The 17,401-nt window shown below is 42.4% G+C and carries 18 protein-coding genes; 17 read left to right on the forward strand and 1 reads right to left on the reverse strand.

All coding sequences use genetic code 11. From position 1 onward, the window contains the following. Positions 1–134 precede the first annotated feature (134 nt). A complete protein-coding gene (locus FBQ94_RS01655) occupies positions 135–1,241 on the forward strand; it encodes a tetratricopeptide repeat protein (protein WP_285441944.1) in 1,107 nt (368 codons plus the stop codon). Between the two features lie 465 nt (positions 1,242–1,706). Here the strand turns inward: FBQ94_RS01655 and FBQ94_RS01660 are convergent, their stop codons facing one another. After that, positions 1,707–2,546 (reverse strand): universal stress protein, encoded by an 840-nt coding sequence (locus FBQ94_RS01660; protein WP_040544405.1) that lies wholly within the window; start codon positions 2,544–2,546, stop codon positions 1,707–1,709. A gap of 299 nt (positions 2,547–2,845) precedes the next feature. Between FBQ94_RS01660 and FBQ94_RS01665 the strand changes: the two genes are divergently transcribed. The 16 genes from FBQ94_RS01665 (at position 2,846) to FBQ94_RS01740 (ending at position 17,227) form a co-directional block, all read left to right on the forward strand. Further along, positions 2,846–3,808 carry a DUF4912 domain-containing protein gene (locus tag FBQ94_RS01665; protein ID WP_007222539.1) on the forward strand — a complete coding sequence of 321 codons (963 nt, stop codon included), beginning with the start codon at positions 2,846–2,848 and terminating at the stop codon, positions 3,806–3,808. A gap of 21 nt (positions 3,809–3,829) precedes the next feature. Then, positions 3,830–5,416, forward strand: a complete 1,587-nt coding sequence (locus FBQ94_RS01670; protein WP_007222540.1) for a glycoside hydrolase family 57 protein — start codon at positions 3,830–3,832, stop codon at positions 5,414–5,416. Positions 5,417–5,457: 41 nt separating this feature from the next. Next, entirely contained in the window at positions 5,458–5,898 is a 441-nt protein-coding gene (locus tag FBQ94_RS01675) for an Hsp20/alpha crystallin family protein (protein ID WP_007222541.1), read from the forward strand. A gap of 91 nt (positions 5,899–5,989) precedes the next feature. Then, positions 5,990–6,502: a BCAM0308 family protein gene (locus FBQ94_RS01680; protein WP_007222542.1), complete on the forward strand. Its 513-nt coding sequence runs from the start codon at positions 5,990–5,992 to the stop codon at positions 6,500–6,502. 108 nt (positions 6,503–6,610) lie between these two features. Then, positions 6,611–7,075, forward strand: coding sequence for a universal stress protein (locus tag FBQ94_RS01685; protein WP_007222543.1), 465 nt, complete (start codon positions 6,611–6,613; stop codon positions 7,073–7,075). Between the two features lie 13 nt (positions 7,076–7,088). After that, positions 7,089–8,270 carry a methionine adenosyltransferase gene (locus tag FBQ94_RS01690; RefSeq protein WP_007222544.1) on the forward strand — a complete coding sequence of 394 codons (1,182 nt, stop codon included), beginning with the start codon at positions 7,089–7,091 and terminating at the stop codon, positions 8,268–8,270. 75 nt (positions 8,271–8,345) lie between these two features. Next, a complete protein-coding gene (locus FBQ94_RS01695; RefSeq protein ID WP_007222546.1) occupies positions 8,346–9,425 on the forward strand; it encodes a hypothetical protein in 1,080 nt (359 codons plus the stop codon). A 337-nt stretch (positions 9,426–9,762) separates the two neighbouring features. Then, the gene (locus tag FBQ94_RS01700) at positions 9,763–10,398 is read left to right on the forward strand and encodes a hypothetical protein (protein WP_007222547.1); all 636 of its coding nucleotides are present in this window, start codon (positions 9,763–9,765) and stop codon (positions 10,396–10,398) included. Positions 10,399–10,836: 438 nt separating this feature from the next. Continuing rightward, the gene (locus tag FBQ94_RS01705; RefSeq protein ID WP_007222548.1) at positions 10,837–11,241 is read left to right on the forward strand and encodes a hypothetical protein; all 405 of its coding nucleotides are present in this window, start codon (positions 10,837–10,839) and stop codon (positions 11,239–11,241) included. 102 nt (positions 11,242–11,343) lie between these two features. After that, positions 11,344–12,843, forward strand: coding sequence for a hypothetical protein (locus FBQ94_RS01710; protein ID WP_007222549.1), 1,500 nt, complete (start codon positions 11,344–11,346; stop codon positions 12,841–12,843). A 31-nt stretch (positions 12,844–12,874) separates the two neighbouring features. Beyond that, positions 12,875–13,306 carry a hypothetical protein gene (locus FBQ94_RS01715; protein WP_285441945.1) on the forward strand — a complete coding sequence of 144 codons (432 nt, stop codon included), beginning with the start codon at positions 12,875–12,877 and terminating at the stop codon, positions 13,304–13,306. A gap of 107 nt (positions 13,307–13,413) precedes the next feature. Next, on the forward strand, positions 13,414–13,791 hold the full coding sequence (locus tag FBQ94_RS01720) for a hypothetical protein (protein ID WP_007222551.1): 378 nt from the start codon (positions 13,414–13,416) through the stop codon (positions 13,789–13,791). Between the two features lie 58 nt (positions 13,792–13,849). Further along, positions 13,850–14,755: an ion transporter gene (locus FBQ94_RS01725; protein ID WP_040544408.1), complete on the forward strand. Its 906-nt coding sequence runs from the start codon at positions 13,850–13,852 to the stop codon at positions 14,753–14,755. Positions 14,756–14,902: 147 nt separating this feature from the next. Beyond that, positions 14,903–15,271, forward strand: a complete 369-nt coding sequence (locus FBQ94_RS01730) for a four-helix bundle copper-binding protein (protein ID WP_007222553.1) — start codon at positions 14,903–14,905, stop codon at positions 15,269–15,271. 356 nt (positions 15,272–15,627) lie between these two features. Continuing rightward, the gene (locus tag FBQ94_RS01735) at positions 15,628–15,969 is read left to right on the forward strand and encodes a cupin domain-containing protein (protein WP_007222554.1); all 342 of its coding nucleotides are present in this window, start codon (positions 15,628–15,630) and stop codon (positions 15,967–15,969) included. Positions 15,970–15,994: 25 nt separating this feature from the next. Continuing rightward, entirely contained in the window at positions 15,995–17,227 is a 1,233-nt protein-coding gene (locus tag FBQ94_RS01740; protein WP_007222555.1) for a zinc-dependent alcohol dehydrogenase, read from the forward strand. Positions 17,228–17,401 lie beyond the last annotated feature (174 nt).

Here is a 17,401-nt window from a genome sequence, read left to right on the forward strand (position 1 = left end):
ATTTGTTGAGACAGGTTGAACAGAATTATTATTTTTATAAAGAATTTTCCCCTTTTCTAAATCATTCACACGTCTCCCCTTTTCTAAAGGGGGATCAAGGGGGATTAGAAGGAAACAAGAAAAGAGGATATACCATGGCGCCAAACACCAGTAGTAAGCCTTCTCATTACACCAGAGGCAGCATCTATTGTCAAAAAGATAGTTCCGGGTTTTCATCTCAAATAACCCGGCAACTATCGAAGGTAAGATTTGCGGGGCGATGGAAGATACTGACCGCAAAATCATCACGTTCATACATTTTTATAACCATTCTTGTATTTGCAACAATAGGAGGTATATTCGGATGCGCTACACAAAAAAACCAGCAGAATACTCTCAAAGAGCAGAGCGAATACAGAAGAGCGATGGAACTGCAAGAACAAAAAACTTCAAAAGACATTGAAGACGAAATATCAAAGAAGGTACCTGAAATGACGGCAGAGGGATATGAGAAATCGGGGGATGATTATCTGAGACGGGATAATATTGGGATGGCTTTCATCCAGTATGATAAGGCCCTTCGTTTAGACCCAAAACAAACAGGCATACGTAATAAAACAGGGCATCTCTTTCTCAGAAGAGGATTGACGGAAGAAGCAATGAGAGAGTTTGAAGAAGTTATAAAAAATGACCCTCTTAACGCACCTGCTTACGAGGGTAAGGGTATGGTATTCATTGCAAGAGGCAACCTTGATACAGCCAAAGAATACTTCAGGCAAGCCGTGCAGCTTGACTCGAAACGGTGGCAGGCACACACGCTTCTTGGAATAATTCATGATCGTCAGGGAGAATTTGCAGTTGCTATCAATGAATATCATAATGCCATCAAAATTAATCCAAATGCGGGTATCCTGTATAACAATCTGGGAATGTCATATTATTTGAAAGGAGAATATGAAAAATCAGTAGAAGCCTTAACCACAGCATTAAAGATTGAACCAGCAAACCAGACATTTTATAACAATGTAGGCCTGGCCTTATGCAGGTTGAACAGGTACGATGAGGCCTTTACTGCATTTAAAAAAGGCGGAGATGAAGCGGGTGCATATAATAATATAGGATGTGTCTACATGAAAGAACAAAAATACGAGGAGGCGCTTCTCGCTTTTGAAAAAGCGATTGAAATCAAACCAAATTATTACGTAAAGGCCCACGAGAACAGGGCGATGGTAAAAGAGGCTATGGAAAAACAAACCCGGTAATAAACGTTTCTATAGCCAAAAGCGTTTGTTTTTCAGGATGGGTAGGGATCGAAGGCAAAGGCAAGGTAAACCACGAAGTGCACGAAGAAAAAAGGATATAGAGAGACGCAAGATGTTGCATCTCTACGGTATTGCATAGATAGAAAGTAGATAAAGAAAATACCAGAAACCGTGACCATTGATTTTTCAGAAAGAACTGTCCGGCAATGCAGGCATTACAAGAGAAGTGCAGCAAGTACCTGACTATAAGTTTTTGTATATTCATCGTTATCAATAGAAGTCAGAAGTCAGAAGTCAGAAGTCAGAAGCCAGAAGCCAGAAGATAGAATATCGCGCATCAAACATTGTGTATCCTGTCTTCTGGATTCTGTCTCCTGAATTCTATATTCTCTTGACAAAGAGAATGTACAAAAACTTGTGGTCAGGTACTTATGATGTACGGAAACAATCCAGAAGATACCTATGTTATCGGCATAATAAAATCGGGCAGCTTGTGGCTCTCATTACTCTTACCGTGGTACTTCCCAGAATCATTTCCTGAATCCTTGAATGGCCGTAGGCGCCCATAACCAGGAGATCCGTTTCATCGTTGCACACTTCCAGAATCCCGCCTGCATGATCATATCCCCCCTTTGTAATCGTCTCTACCGTAAGCTGGTAACTTTCCAGAAATGTCCTCGCTCGTGTCAGCTTCTCCAGGGCATCATCTTTCTTATCTGATACGCATACCACCGTTACGGGCAGCTTCATAGCCTTTGCTATCTCGGCACCGCTCCGCAGCGCCTTATCTGCATAGGAACTTCCATCATAAGCAATCAGCGTTCTTTTAAAAGATCTGAATTCGGACGGTGTAATAAGCACCGGTCTATGGGTCTGCCGTACTACGAATTCCACCGTAGTGCCTAAAAACACATCGCGCCATTCAGCATGAGTTCCCATTCTTCCCATAGCAACCAGGTCGCAACTCTCGGCAGATTTAACAATTTCACGGCTTACAACACCTTCCCGTATCTCCCGGCTAAATGGTATCCCGGCCTTGGCGCATTTCCCTTCTACCAGGTTCAGGGCTGCATCTGCCTGCGATTCCAACACACCCCGAATAGTCTGGTTAAATGTTCCATAAGGAACAGCGCCCCCAATACTTGTTCCAATATCATGGATCAGAGGACCGGTTAATATCTTTACGTCCTTGACAAATAGCCCCCGAATACTGGCATGAAATAGCTGCGCTATGTGTATTGCATAATCAGCGGCTGTAAGGCTGTTTTCAGAACCATCAGTAGGGACAAGAATTTGCTGTATCATAAATACAATGCCTCCGGATGTCTGGCTATTAAAAATTTTATTCAGAATAGAATGCTCATTATTTGCTCGTGGCAGTGCGATTATTACCGAATGGCAAGTCTTTGTCAAGCCAAATATCAGATCGGGAAAAAAAGCAGCAGGAGCGTTTCTCAAATTGAATTTTATTGACCGTTCGCTGTTATTTGATATATAATTTTTTTAAATATAATATCCTGGTTAAGTTTGTGTTTTGCCATTATTTAAATAAAAGCAAAAACTTCATGATAAAAATGAAAATTTGATTATGGATTACTCCTCTTATGGATAAAGAAATTATAAAAGAAATATTTTCCCTTACTATTGAAGTTATCAAGGCCATTTGCGGGATACTTTGGAAAAAGATAAAAGATTGCATCAGACTTATCTGGAACAGGTTTTTTGGTATGGCCGACGTCTTATCTCATGAAGAGGCTTCTGAGCAGGAGTGGGGGGTTATTCATGAAGATATGTGGCCAGATATGCAGGAAATCCCTTCCGATGAGCTGGAAAAATCCCCTTACAGAACCGGGGAAAAAGAAACCGTAAGCGCTCCGGCAATTCCAGAGCTTCCTGGTATTCCTGAAGAAAAACAACAAGAACAGGAAGTTACCGGTAAGGATAAACCGGTAAGTGATTATGAGGTAGCATATGATAGGGAGAAAGAGGTTCAACACGTACTTGAAGAAAAAAAGGTCTTTTCTCCGCAGATTACGCCAGAGCTTCCGATTGGTTACCAGGATAATCAGATTGTATTAATGGCGCGGGATCCATCCTATCTCTTTACTTATTGGGAGATAAGGAAGGACGTAATAAATACCGTGTTGAGTACCCTTGGTACCCTGGCGCGTAATGCAAAAATGGTATTAAGGGTCTATGATGTGACGAATACAATCTTTAACGGTAATAACGCCAATACCTGTTTTGATATTGAAATTCCTGCCGGGGCGCAAAGTTGGTATATTTACGCGGATAAACCAAATACATCCTTTTGTGTTGACATCGGATTCCTTACCCCGAATGGAACATTCCGTATCCTGGCAAGATCGAATATCATCAGGACACCTCCTGCAGGCGTATCAGAGGTAATTGACAGAGAGTGGATGTATATTGAAGAGCTTTACAAAAAGGCATTCATCCCTACAGGACTCGGAATCAGTGAATCCGTATTTGAGAGGGCGCATAGGGATTGGCAGGAAATGCTCAAAGAGGCCATATCATCGCCTGCAAATCTTTCAAGAACTTAACGTTTACAAGGAATATAGCGTATGGGAAAGGGCTACCTGTCACTCATTTTGCACGCACACCTGCCGTTTGTACGTCATCCGGAATATCATGAATATCTGGAAGAGGATTGGCTTTTCGAGTCTATTACGGAAACCTATATTCCCCTTATTAACGTCTTTGATAAACTGATTGAGGATGGGATTGACTTCCGTTTAACGATGTCCCTAACCCCTCCCCTGATTTCCATGCTCACCGATGCGCTTTTACAATCCCGATATATCCGATATATCGATAAACGGATCGAGCTGGCTGAAAAAGAGATACGGAGAACGAAACAACAACCGGAATTTAACAAACTTGCACAGATGTATCTCACGTATTTCAGGAACGCTAAACAGGTATATGAGGAAAAATATCATCAAAATATTGTCCAGGCTTTCAGGAAATTCCAGGATATGGGCAAACTGGAGATAATAACGTGTGCTGCCACCCACGGTTTCTTACCCCTTATCGGTAACAATATGAGTGCTTTGCGCGCTCAAATTCATGTAGCAACAGGGCATTATGAAAAGCATTTTGGTAAAAAGCCGCAGGGTATATGGCTGCCTGAATGTGCTTACGATCATGCGATAGAACAGATACTCAGTGAGGCAAATATCCGTTTTTTTATCCTGGAAACGCACGGACTTCTCTTCGCATCTCCCAGGCCCCGGTACGGTGTGTACGCCCCTATTTATTGCTCTTCAGGTATAGCAGCTTTTGGAAGGGATGCGGAATCCTCCAAACAGGTTTGGAGTTCTCAGGAAGGATACCCCGGTGATTTCTCCTATCGTGAGTTTTACCGGGATGTGGGTTTTGACCTTGATTATGATTACATAAAACCCTATCTCCACGGGGATGGTAAGCGTTCAAACATAGGCATTAAATATTATCGGATTACCGGCAAGACCAACCATAAAGAACCCTATCAGCGTGAAAATGCCTTAGACAAAGCCTCTGAGCATGCAGCAAACTTTCTCTTTAACCGGGAAAAACAGGCAGAGCATCTTGCGTCGATCATGGACCGGAAGCCTGTTATTGTCGCACCCTACGATGCAGAGCTCTTTGGCCATTGGTGGTTTGAAGGGCCTGACTGGATTAATTCCTTACTCAGAAAAATTGCATCTCGCCAGAAGACAATCTCACTCATTACCCCATCAGATTACCTTGAGATGTATCCGGATAATCAGATTTCCACACCTTCTCCCTCGAGTTGGGGATATAAGGGATATCATGAGTATTGGCAGAATGAAAACAACGATTGGATTTACCGTCACCTCCATAAGGCAGCGGATCGTATGGTCGAGCTGGTGAAAGCGTACCCGCACGTGCAGGGAAACTCATTACAAAACCGGGCGCTCAACCAGGCTGCGCGGGAACTTCTGTTGGCACAGAGCAGCGATTGGGCCTTTATCATGAAAACCGGCAAGATGGCGGAATATGCTGCAAAGAGGACAAAAGACCACCTCTTTCGTTTTACAAAACTGTATGATGATATCCGGACAAACGCTGTCGATGATATGTGGCTCTCTGATATTGAAAGTAAGGATAATATCTTTCCGGATATCGATTACCATATTTATCAATAAGACATACCATCGGATTTTTTCTATATTTGGAGGAATATTTCATGTCGCCTATAACAAAGAGATTGTCCTATTTACCCCTATTAAATGCATTTAGGAATGAGATGAATAAACTCTTAAGTAATTTTCAGGAAGGAGATATAACTGTAGGAACAGGGTTGATGCCTCCTTTGGATGTCTCTGAAGACGATACCTGCATTATAATAAAAATGGAGGCGCCTGGAATTGAACCACATGATATTAATATTTCAATCATCGGCAATACGTTAACAATTCAGGGGGAAAAAAGGGTCGATAAAGAAGAAAAAGAGAAGAATTATCACCTTCTGGAAAGATGTTGTGGATATTTTTCCCGGTCTGTTGCGCTGCCTGCATCAGTAAAATTCCATCAGGTAAAGGCAGAATATAAAAAGGGGATACTTGAGATTATCTTACCAAAATGTGAGAAATCAGGAATAAAAAAGATTCCTGTGAAGGGAGGTTGAAAGAGATTATAAAAATTACTCTGCATCATAACGGGTGTAACATGTCATCGGTAAAGAATCAGGAATATTTTATAAGAGGAAAATGCATATCATGAAAAAAGCATCAAGATTTAATAAGCATACGAGAGGTCAGCTTTCTAATGAGAACGACCCCTATCTGCCGCCGAAGGGAAAGGGCTTACCATCGGTTTCTCTGTGTAAGGATTGTACCGCCGTTTATCAGAATAAAAAATGGTTTCTCGATCCCAAACTGTACGAAAAGAAAAAAGCGATGAAAACTGTCAACTGGGTAACCTGTCCCGCATGCAAGAAGATAAAAGAAAATGTGCCGGGTGGCATCGTGAAACTGAAGGGCGATTTTCTCAAGGAGCATAAACAAGAGATAATGAATCTTATCCGCCATGAGGATGAGCGCTCAAAGACGTATAATCCTTTAAAAAGAATCATGAAGATTCAGGAAAAAAATAATGAAATTGAGATACATACCACGACAGGCACGCTGGCGCAGCGTATCGGATCTATCTTATTCAAGGCGTATGACGGAGAAGTAGAATATAAAAAACACGAAAATATGAAATTTATACGCGTAGAGTGGAGAAGGTAATACGACACACCTATCAAGAAGGTTATACGGAAATAGCTATTTTCATACATACATTTTACGATCTTAATTCCCGGGCAGTTTATAAACCCTTATTCAGGAGCTGATATCATGATTAAAATTGAAAAAATTTTATTTCCTACCGATTTCTCCACGTACGCAAAACATGCCTTAAAATATGCACTGGATCTTGCTTTGGAACGGAAGTCAAAGTTGTATATCCTGCATGTTATTCCCAAGTTAGATATCAGTATAGGTCTTGGAGGGACTGCCAGCCCTCTTTCCCAAATATATAGCAATATGGAACAGGAAGCGAAAAAGACCATCCACCGTTTGGTGCCAAAACGGTTTCTTGAGAAGATAGAGGTCGAAAACATTATCACACGGGGAACGCCACATCTTGAGATTATCAAAGCTGCTAAAAAATATAATATTGATCTGATTACTATCGCAACCCACGGACGAACAGGCCTTTCCCATGCATTACTGGGAAGCACGGCAGAAAAGGTTGTGAGACAAGCCCCCTGCCCGGTTTTATGCGTTAAACGCCCCGGACATGAATTTGTAGTGCCTTAAACCTTTATCTGATATGGAAATACTTATAGAGAAAACGAAAAATTTGCCTTCCCGGGAATCTGCCGCTGAAATTGTTGAACGCAAAGGATTGGGCCATCCCGACACGTTATGCGACCGCGCAGCCGAAGAATTAAGCATTGCCTTCTCCCGATACTATAGAGAAAAATTTGGCAGGGTATTACACCATAACATCGATAAGTGCCTTCTTGTAGGCGGGCGCTCCGAGGTATGTTTCGGCGGTGGAAAGGTAATAAACCCGCTGCAATTCATTGCTGTAGGCAGGGCCGTGGAAGCCCTGGGAGATGAAAAAGTGCCTCTGGAAGAGATCGCAAGGAAGACAACTCATCATTGGCTCGGTAAACAGTTGAGATTTTTAGAACCCGAAAAAAATGTTATTGTTGAAACGAGGATCAGAACAGGAAGTGCAGACCTGCGGGCAACTTTCGAAAGCTTAATCCCCCTGGCAAACGATACCTCGATTGGTGTTGGTTTTTCACCTTTCACAGAAACGGAATCTCTCGTCTATCAAACCGAACAATTTTTAAATTCACCTGCGGTGAAACAAGAATTTCCTGTAATTGGAGAAGACATTAAAATCATGGGTATACGGGTACAGGACCACATAAACCTTACCATTGCTATGGCTCTTGTCTCAAGGTTCATCCCATCCAAGGAAAAATATTTTCAGGTAAAAAAAGACATACTTGAATATGTCCAGATCTTTGTAAGAAAAAGGACATCTCTCAAAGTTACCGTGGTAATAAATGCTGCCGATAACGATGAGAAGGATATTGTGTATTTAACCGTGACCGGGACAAGCGCTGAATGCGGGGACGATGGTCAGGTAGGCAGAGGCAACAGGGCTAATGGGTTAATTACCCCTTACCGGCCCATGACTCTTGAGGCTGCAGCAGGGAAAAATCCTATTACCCATACGGGTAAATTATATAACCTCGTTGCCAACGGGATATCAGCAGAGCTAACACAGGACTCTCATATTTCAGAGGCAGAATGCTATCTCGTAAGTCAGATAGGGATGCCGATCACGGAACCCCAAATAGTACACGTAAAAATTCACACTGACCTTACAAAAAAAGCGCGGGAAGAGAGATGCAGAAGCATTATAAAAAAGCACCTCGATCACATGCCGCAATTATGGGCCGGGATTTTAGAAAGGCATTATTTACTCTTTTAGCCTTGCAAAACGATAATCCCTGGCAAAATAATACCCGTTCCTCCCGGGGCGCCGGTAAAGGATCAAGAGACACGAATGAACAATCATCTTCCACCGCTAACCGAAAATTTATCTGTGGAGATTAATCGTATGGTCAAAGGCACTTTGGTCTTCTTTCTTCTGGGAATTACGAAGATGGATCTCGGCACTGCCGAGATTGTTGATATTAAAAAGGCCAAGAGCTCTCCTTCGTATCCCGATGTAATGCCAAAGCAGATGATCGTTAAAATCGAAAAAATATCTGTTGAAAACAGGCTCGTTGATCTCATCGTAAAATACTGCCCGCCAAAAATTGTCATTGTGGAGGCATCTGTCGCTTTGGAGAATATATTAGACAGACATATCTTTAATCTCAAGCAAGCGCTCCTTATTCAATGCAGGGCCTTTTTGGGGGAATATCAATGCGATCCTTACTTTGATGAGGAACACAGTGTATATTGTGTATCTGATTATGAAGGAAATCCTGAGAACATTATCTCAGAACATAAGAGCAGTATCGCAGGGCTTCTCAAAACAGAACGAATACCTTTAGACGAAGAGGAGATTAATACAACACTTAAATTCAATATTAAATATACCCAGGATGACATAACCATTGTAGACTGGGATGGGACTTTTATCTTTGACCCCCGCGGTGATTTTGCCAGTAATATCGAACTTCTCGAAATTGCCCATCTTCAGTTACTGAGATTACGGGTCTTGGAACACGAATCGGAAAAGCGGCTAGAGAAAGCGGCGCTCCTTTTACAGAAGACAACAGCAAGGAAAATACCGTGGCTTAAATCACGGGAGATCCGGCACTCGCTGCGTGAGATTATAGAAATACGCACAAAATCAATCCTGGAATCTGAGGCTACGGAACGCAATATCAAACTTATCGGGGATTGGTATTCAGCACGGTTATTCGATCTCGTAGCAAAAAAACTTCACCTGGAGGCGTGGAAGATAAATATTAACAAAACACTCGATGCCCTGGAGGATATTTATAGCATGCTCTCCGAAAATTTTTCTATGTCCTTTTCTACAACCCTGGAATTTATCATGACTTTTAGTTGGTTTGTTTTACTGATTGGATATTTCTTATTATTCTTTTTGGATATATTCCATAGAGGATAGGTAAATGTATTTATCTCTTTTGTGGCTTCTTGCGATAGTTTCTATAAACATTTCACCCCTATGGGGTTATTTTTCAAAAAACCACAGCGTTACGAGTTATGGTATAACCTGGTTTACTGTTGGGAAATCTCAATTCCGTAGGGCAACCCTTCAGGGTTGCCTGGCAAGGCTAAAGAGCCTGTGCAAAAAGTCCCAAGCGGGGTCATATAAAGTATTGATCTAAATAAGAAAATACCCTATAGTGTATTGTGACTAAAAATAGTCATACTTTTTGCACAGGCTCTAAAGTATCACCCTACATCGATTCCATTTGAAGCATGTTATAAGGAGATTGTCTATGTGTTCTAAAAATATGTGGATTTATATGAAGGCCCCAATTATTTTAGTTTTTACTGTATTTTTTATAACAGGAATTCATCTGCATCATATATCCGCCGGTGAAAGCGGTTCAGGAGTAATCAATGGCACTATCACTGCGAAAAAACCTAAATACTTAAAAGATGCCATTGTTTATATTGAAAATGTACCAAACACTTTTGAGCCGCCAACAGAACATGCTGTTATGGATCAAAAAAATATGGCCTTCATTCCTCATGTACTTCCCATAGTAAAAGGAACTACCGTTGATTTTCTTAACAGCGATAGCGTTCAGCATAATGTCTATTCTCCGGATGTTGTAGCGGACAATATGAATTTGGGGACGTGGCTTAAGGGTGAAGTAAGATCTTTTACCTTTCATAAATCAGGTATTGCCTCTATCCGTTGCAATGTGCATGTCGACATGCTTGCCTACATCCTGGTTTTACAAAATCCATATTTTGCAAGGGTGAGCAACGATGGAAGTTTTTCTATTACCGATGTACCGCCAGGAGAGTATACGGTAAAATTATGGAGTGAACGAGGCAAGTCGGAAGATCAGCAAATTAAGGTTATATCAGGCCCCCCCGCTAAGGCGGAATTTACCGTAAAATAATAACATTTTACATAACTGCGGATAAAATTCAGATTTTTTAGAAACCGACGAAAGCTTTCCCATCCTGAATCCAAAACTATCCCCAAAATATGCATGCTTTTACCTACCACATGCATGTTTTTACAGGCATATAAATTTGATATAAAAGACTTTCCCGCAATGACATAAAAAAAATATCCAATAGTTGTATTTATATGCATACAGAAAATACATGAAAATTTTTTTGAGAATAAGAGCAAATAGCATTCAGCGCCTGACCTAATCATCACAAGTAACGAAGAGCTAAACAGTTAGAGATCAAATTTTCTACGGATATTTAATTCTCACATCGCAATCCTTTGGCAAGCACATTGCTATAAATAATAGGGCATATCTAATAAATTATAGATGTATTTTATTTATGAAAGTTAAATCTTAACGTATGAGGAGGAGAAGGAAATGCTAAAAAAATATAGGCTTACTTTTATTGGCGCATCAATTTTTAGTATAGGTATTATAACAGGATTTGGTGACTTTGCCAGGGCGCAGCATTCACCTGCTCATCCTGTAGATAAACCAGGCGGAAAAGACGTAATTAAAGATGAAGAAGCATATAAGAAAAGGCAAGAAGAAAAGGAAAAATCTGTCCAGGAATCAAGGGAAAAGGGAGGAATAGGGGTGCATAAACACAATGAGAACGGAGAGAAAAAGGCTGATGAATCACATGGAATATCAGGCAGAGGGGAAAGTCAGGGAGGCGCCGGAATAGCCGGAGGAGGAGTAGTCGGAGGAAGAGAGACGGAGGGGGAGAGAAAAGTAGAAGAGGCGCAAAAGAGAAGGGCGGAAACAGAGGAAGGGAAATAAGAATAAACACAACATACAGGACTATAACAAAGGAAAGGAAATAAATCTGTCAGAAGTATTTCAAGAAAGCACAATCGGGCTTAATAATTTGAGGAGAAAGAAATGTTAAAGATATTTACGAATTATTTTATTGTTGCGGGGATCTCTGTTCTTAGCGCCGGCATGGTAAGTATTTCAGGTATTAGCTTTGCCAGAGAGACAACGCAGGATGAAGAATATAAGTATAGAAACAGAGATAAAAAAGTTCATGAAGCGCCCGATACCCATCCGGGACATGATGTCCAGTTACACGGATTAACGGGTGCAGAAGGCGGAGCAGGCAAGGCGGGAAGTGGAACAGGCGGAGGAGTAGTTGGAGGAACCGTGGGAGAGAGATATAGAGAGGGATATCCAGGGAAAGAACGGGTGAGAGAGGGGACTATTGACAAACCAATCGTTGAGCGTGTTATCTCAAATTGGGAAGATGAACCCCGTGAAGTTGCCCAGAATTTAATTGATAAATACGGCCTGCCTAACGAAATAACACTTAATCGCCTTATCTGGCACAATAACGGCCCCTGGAAAAGAACAGAGGTAATAAACAAGGAAATACCGCATAACTTTCCTGCAGAACATGAGGATGTCCTTATCCAAACCATCAATTATCAGGTGCCAGCAAACAAGGTTGATGAGCTTGTTCAATATAATGGAAGTATTATGGTCGACAGAACGAGGGGAGAACTTGCTTCACAATGTGAAAGAGAAGAAATGAATATCCTGGCATTGAACCTCGCAGATGATATTGTCAAAGGAGAACGAAATGTTGATGAAGCAAGAAATACGTATGCTGAACAGGTAACGGCTGTGATGGAGGGAAAATCAGCGCCTCTCGCAGAGGAATTACAATTCGATACAAAAACAAAACAAACAGCCGACCGCGACATGTCAACGATGGATAAAACTACGATGAAGAAGTATAAGGATAAAGAGATCGGGGGACTAATGAATGGTGGTAGGGAAAGAGAAAGAGAACGACTGAAAGGAACAGCTCCCGATAAATCAACGACTGAGCGGGTTATTTCAAGGTGGAATGAAGAATCACGGGAGGTCGCCGGCAGACTCATTGATAAATATGGAAAACCCGATGAAGTAACACAAACTCGTATTATCTGGCACAATAACGGCCCCTGGAAAAGAACAGAGGTAATAAACAAGAAAATACCGCATAGTTTTCCTGCAGAACATGAGGATGTCCTTATCCAAACCATCAATTATCAGGTGCCAGCCGATAAGGCTGATGAGCTTGTCCGATACAATGGAAGCCTCGTTGTTAATAGAACCAGAGGAGAACTTACTTCGCAATGTGAAAGAGAAGATATGAACATCCTGGCATTAAACCTCGCAGATGATATTGTTAAAGGAGAGCGGAATGTTGATGAAGCACGAAAGGTTTATACCGAGCAGGCAACGGCTGCGATGGAGGGAAAATCAGCGCCCCTCGCAGAAGAGTTACAATTTGATACAAATGGAAAAGAAACTGCCGACCCGGATGAGTCTGTTATGGATGATGACGATGATGAAGGTCTTATTGAAAAAGCAAAGGAAACACTCGGTTTTGATTAACAACGAAAGGTCAAAGGAGGAAAAAGGAACTATGATAAAAAGACTTAGCTATAGCTTTGCTGTTGGTACATTGATTTTTGGTGTTGGTATGGTAAGCACTCTCCTGCCTACTCATTCTGCAATGGCGACTCATGAAGAGGAAAGAAGTGGCAGTACCACGAGAACGGACCGCGGTACAGATAGAGGAATAACCGGGGATGAAACGATAGGCGGGGGTAGAGAGACTGGTCAGGATGTTGGAGTGCCTGGAATTCCCGGCCCCGGCATGAAAGACCCTGGAAGAACTGCCCCGGAAAGACCCGGAGCAACTGGCGATACAACAGGAACAGGGAGAGGAACATCAGGAGATACGGGTAGCGGAGCATCCGGAACAACCGGTGGCAAGAGCGGCGGTTCTGGTGGTGGCACAGGCGGTGGAGCACCCGGTGGGACAAGTGGCGGTGGAACAGGCGGTGGCAGATAAGGAGTACAATAAAGCAGAAGGCAGTATGTATATTGAATAAGAACCGAAAGCCTTTTACAAAAGGCAACTCTTAAGAGTTGCCTTTTTCTTTTGTAAGGATTATTACCATGATTACTACAACGAGTTTCATGATGTATCTCTCACTTGTTCAGGGAGTATATTATCTCATTACTGGCATTTGGCCGCTCATAAGTATGAGAACATTCCAGATGGTAACCGGTCCTAAAACTGATCATTGGCTCGTTAATACGGTTGGAGTTCTTATCCTTGTTATTGGCATAGTATTAATCTTTGCCGGAGTCCGGCACAATATAACCTATGAGATTCTTATGCTTGCGCTTGGAAGCGCTGTTGGACTCACGGCGATTGACAGTATATACGTAATGAAGAAACGGATTGCGCCAATATATCTTTTAGATGCGCTGGTACAGATACCTATCATAGGAAGCTGGATTTATATCCTTATACATTCTGCCTGTAAATAGGCCTGAACCATACGGGCAATTCCTTGTTGATATTTTACTGATGAAACACAGAGGAAACATGCCAAACGTGGGAGATAAAAATCATCATACGTTGAAAAATGGCCGCAGTAAGCTACTTGAACAAATCAATACCCTTACTGATAAACCGATGATTATCCTCTCTTTTGTCTGGCTTGGTTTACTTATATTTGATTTTATCAGAGGACTAAACGAACCGCTTCAAATACTGAATTACACCATCTGGGCGCTCTTCGTCCTCGATTTTCTCATTGAAATTACTATTGCACCCAACAAGCTGCACTATCTTCGGAAGAACTGGCTAACAGCCAGCTCATTAGTTATACCTGCTTTACGGGTATTTCGGATTTTTCAGATTATCCGATTTCTCAGAGCGGGGCACATTGCCCGTACCTTGGGTCTTTTACGACTTCTGACGTCACTTAACCGTACCGTATACACCGTTGCCCATATCATGGGACGGCATGGGGTTGGCTATCTCATAGCGCTGACTACCATTATTACGTTTGCCAGCGCAGCAGCAATGGTCCGGTTTGAGAGCCCTGATGCACTACGGGAAGCCGGGTTTGTGAAATTCGCAGAGGCAGGATCAGGCTTACATAATTATGGCGACGCCTTATGGTGGACTGCAATGATCATGACTACTATGGGCTCTGAGTACTGGCCGAAGACCGCGGAGGGCCGTTTCCTTGGATGGCTACTTTCCTTGTACGCATTTGCCATCTTTGGTTACATCACCGCAACAATCGCCAGCTACTTTATCGGGCAAGACAAAGGAAAAATGACACCCGATGATGGTAAAGAAAGTACCGATGCTGCTGCTATACAGGTATTACGAGAGGAGATTGCAGCACTTCGGAAGCATATGGAGACCCTCTTATTATATGATCATGAGAGCAGCAGCAAATTGAACGACACTCCTGATAAAAAGGGAAATAACGGGTAATATAAGATTGAAATACATAACAATTATTAAGAGATAAATCCCCTGGCCATTCCCATTCATGAAAGGGAATTCCAGGGGTATTTACTCATTGTTTAGTTTGTGCACTAAACACATTGTAATTTTTTTAAGGATAGAAAGGAACTCATTATGGCTTATACAACAACAAAGCAACTATCTCAGGATTTACAGCAGTGTATTAAAGAGTGTTTAGATTGTTACCAGATATGTAAGACAACGCTATCATATTGCTTACAGAAAGGTGGAAAACATGCCGAAGCAAACCATATCAATCTCCTGGCAGATTGTGCAGAAATCTGCCAAACCAGTGCAGCCTTCATGCTTCGAAACTCAGAACGGCATGGATGGGTATGCGATGTATGTGCGGATATTTGTAATGAATGTGCCAGGGATTGCGAGAAATTTGATGACATGACAATGAAAGAATGCGCCGAGGCATGCAGACGTTGTGCAGACATTTGTAAGCAAATGGCTGGTACGGTAACTCATCGTACATAAAACTGAAACAGATTAATTCGCGAAACAGAGTTTCTCGGACACGCATGTTCCCAAACCATGTCCTCATGTAAATGGGGAAGAGTTTGGGAACAAGTCGGGGGAGCGTTTAGCTTGATTGTATGGGAATTTTCATTGTATGTAAGCGGATTTCAGGGTGGCACGGACAAACGGAGTTTGTCCGTGCTGCTTCAAATGTCAACATGGATGGGGAATATAACACACTGACAAACGATCCCTGTTGAAGACATACAGGGACATGGTTTGTCAGTGCCACCCTTGACTGGCCGTTTTAATAAAATTATTAGCCGTGATACGGCAAAGAAATAAAAGCGAACATGCCTGAAGAGGAGCATTATATGGGTGATACAACTATTAAGAAAGTTCAATCTAAATATTCGCCGAAAGGTGAAAATTGCCAGAAGTACCTGGCATCAGGGATTAGGGTCGCAATGCGTCTCTGGGAGGATGAGCAACCCGACAAGCCAAAACCAGAAACCAGCCGCGATTACGAGGTTGTCGGTTACGTGGTTAAAGGCAGGGCAGAATTACACTCCGAGGGTCAACTGATTTTACTTGAGGCCGGTGATTCATGGGTTGTGCCCAGGGGGGCCTCTCATTTTTATAAAATTCTTGAACCATTTACGGCAGTTGAGGCTACATCTCCCCCCTTCCATGTACATGGACGTGATAAGATGTAGTTTACATTGTTATAAGGAGTATGTTATGAAGGCTGTTGTTTTTCATGGAGTAGGCGATATCCGCCTTGATGAAGTCTCTGATCCCCAAATTGAACAATCAACAGACGCTATTGTACGTATTACAACCAGCGCTATTTGTGGGACTGATTTACATATGATCCGGGGCACGCTTCCTGGGATGGCCCGGGGCACAATCATGGGACACGAGGGAGTTGGCGTTGTCGAAGAACTCGGATCCGATGTACGTAATCTGAGTGTCGGCGATAGAGTAGTCATTCCTTCTACTATTGCTTGTGGGTACTGCTCTTATTGCCGCGCCGGGTATTATGCTCAATGCGATAATGCAAATCCTCATGGGCCGCATGCCGGAACTGCTTATTTTGGAGGTCCTCAACAGAGCGGGCCTTTTCATGGTCTCCAGGCAGAAAAGGCGCGTATTCCATTTGCGAATACCGTCCTGGTCAAACTCCCTGATGAAGTAAGCGACGATCAGGCCATCTTTATATCCGATATTTTCCCCACAGGTTATTTTGGAGCAGAACTGGCTGAGATCAAACATGGCGACACCGTAGCAGTCTTTGGATGTGGCCCTGTAGGACAGTTTGCGATTGTAAGCGCTAAACTTCTGGGGGCAGGCAGAATTTTAGCAGTTGATACAATCCCTTCCCGTCTGGAAACGGCACAAAAGAATGGAGCGGAAGTTATTGATTTTAACGCAGAAGACCCTATCGAGGCTATCCATAGATTCACCGGTGGTATCGGCGTTGACCGGGCTATCGATGCTGTTGGTATTGACGCAAATCGTCCCCAGAAGGGTCCGGCATACAAGCAGGCAAAATATTTAGAACCACAATTTGAACAGGAAATGGAACAGGTTGCCCCCAAAATGAATCCCGAAGGTGATAACTGGCATCAGGGTGACGCACCCTCTCTGGTATTACTATGGTCAGTAAAAGCGCTGGCAAAAGCAGGGAGCCTGTCTATCATCGGTGTCTACCCACAAACCGCACAATTTTTTCCTATTGGTACTGCACTGAACAAGAATCTCACAATCAAAATGGGAAATTGCAACCATCGGGACTATATTCCCATGCTTATTGACATGGTCCGCAGTGGAGTCGTCGATCCGGAAAAGGTTCTTGCTCAAACTCATCATGAGCCTTTAGATTCCGCTATTAAAGCATATAGAGCGTTTGATGAGCGACAACCTGGCTGGATTAAAGTAGTTCTTGAAACAGCAACTATTTTATCAGTATGATGAACCCTGATGAAGCATTTCCCGATTATAAAATCCAGGGAAATCCCCTTTAAAATAGGCCTTTGGCGACTTTTTCCCCTCCCTTTCGAGACTGTGTCGTAATTATCAAAATTTTTTATAAAAAAGCGGACTCTCGGAGAGATAAAGAATGCGGGATGTGATAGAATATACCCC

The organism is Candidatus Jettenia sp. AMX1 (genome assembly GCF_030263775.1).
Lineage (GTDB): Bacteria > Planctomycetota > Brocadiia > Brocadiales > Brocadiaceae > Jettenia > Jettenia caeni.

Coding starts and splice junctions, on each gene's coding strand:
- FBQ94_RS01655 (WP_285441944.1), top strand. CDS start 135: ATGGCGCCAAACACCAGTAGTAAGCCTTCTCATTACACCAGAGGCAGC.
- FBQ94_RS01660 (WP_040544405.1), bottom strand. CDS start 2,546: ATGATACAGCAAATTCTTGTCCCTACTGATGGTTCTGAAAACAGCCTT.
- FBQ94_RS01665 (WP_007222539.1), top strand. CDS start 2,846: ATGGATAAAGAAATTATAAAAGAAATATTTTCCCTTACTATTGAAGTT.
- FBQ94_RS01670 (WP_007222540.1), top strand. CDS start 3,830: ATGGGAAAGGGCTACCTGTCACTCATTTTGCACGCACACCTGCCGTTT.
- FBQ94_RS01675 (WP_007222541.1), top strand. CDS start 5,458: ATGTCGCCTATAACAAAGAGATTGTCCTATTTACCCCTATTAAATGCA.
- FBQ94_RS01680 (WP_007222542.1), top strand. CDS start 5,990: ATGAAAAAAGCATCAAGATTTAATAAGCATACGAGAGGTCAGCTTTCT.
- FBQ94_RS01685 (WP_007222543.1), top strand. CDS start 6,611: ATGATTAAAATTGAAAAAATTTTATTTCCTACCGATTTCTCCACGTAC.
- FBQ94_RS01690 (WP_007222544.1), top strand. CDS start 7,089: ATGGAAATACTTATAGAGAAAACGAAAAATTTGCCTTCCCGGGAATCT.
- FBQ94_RS01695 (WP_007222546.1), top strand. CDS start 8,346: ATGAACAATCATCTTCCACCGCTAACCGAAAATTTATCTGTGGAGATT.
- FBQ94_RS01700 (WP_007222547.1), top strand. CDS start 9,763: ATGTGTTCTAAAAATATGTGGATTTATATGAAGGCCCCAATTATTTTA.
- FBQ94_RS01705 (WP_007222548.1), top strand. CDS start 10,837: ATGCTAAAAAAATATAGGCTTACTTTTATTGGCGCATCAATTTTTAGT.
- FBQ94_RS01710 (WP_007222549.1), top strand. CDS start 11,344: ATGTTAAAGATATTTACGAATTATTTTATTGTTGCGGGGATCTCTGTT.
- FBQ94_RS01715 (WP_285441945.1), top strand. CDS start 12,875: ATGATAAAAAGACTTAGCTATAGCTTTGCTGTTGGTACATTGATTTTT.
- FBQ94_RS01720 (WP_007222551.1), top strand. CDS start 13,414: ATGATTACTACAACGAGTTTCATGATGTATCTCTCACTTGTTCAGGGA.
- FBQ94_RS01725 (WP_040544408.1), top strand. CDS start 13,850: ATGCCAAACGTGGGAGATAAAAATCATCATACGTTGAAAAATGGCCGC.
- FBQ94_RS01730 (WP_007222553.1), top strand. CDS start 14,903: ATGGCTTATACAACAACAAAGCAACTATCTCAGGATTTACAGCAGTGT.
- FBQ94_RS01735 (WP_007222554.1), top strand. CDS start 15,628: ATGGGTGATACAACTATTAAGAAAGTTCAATCTAAATATTCGCCGAAA.
- FBQ94_RS01740 (WP_007222555.1), top strand. CDS start 15,995: ATGAAGGCTGTTGTTTTTCATGGAGTAGGCGATATCCGCCTTGATGAA.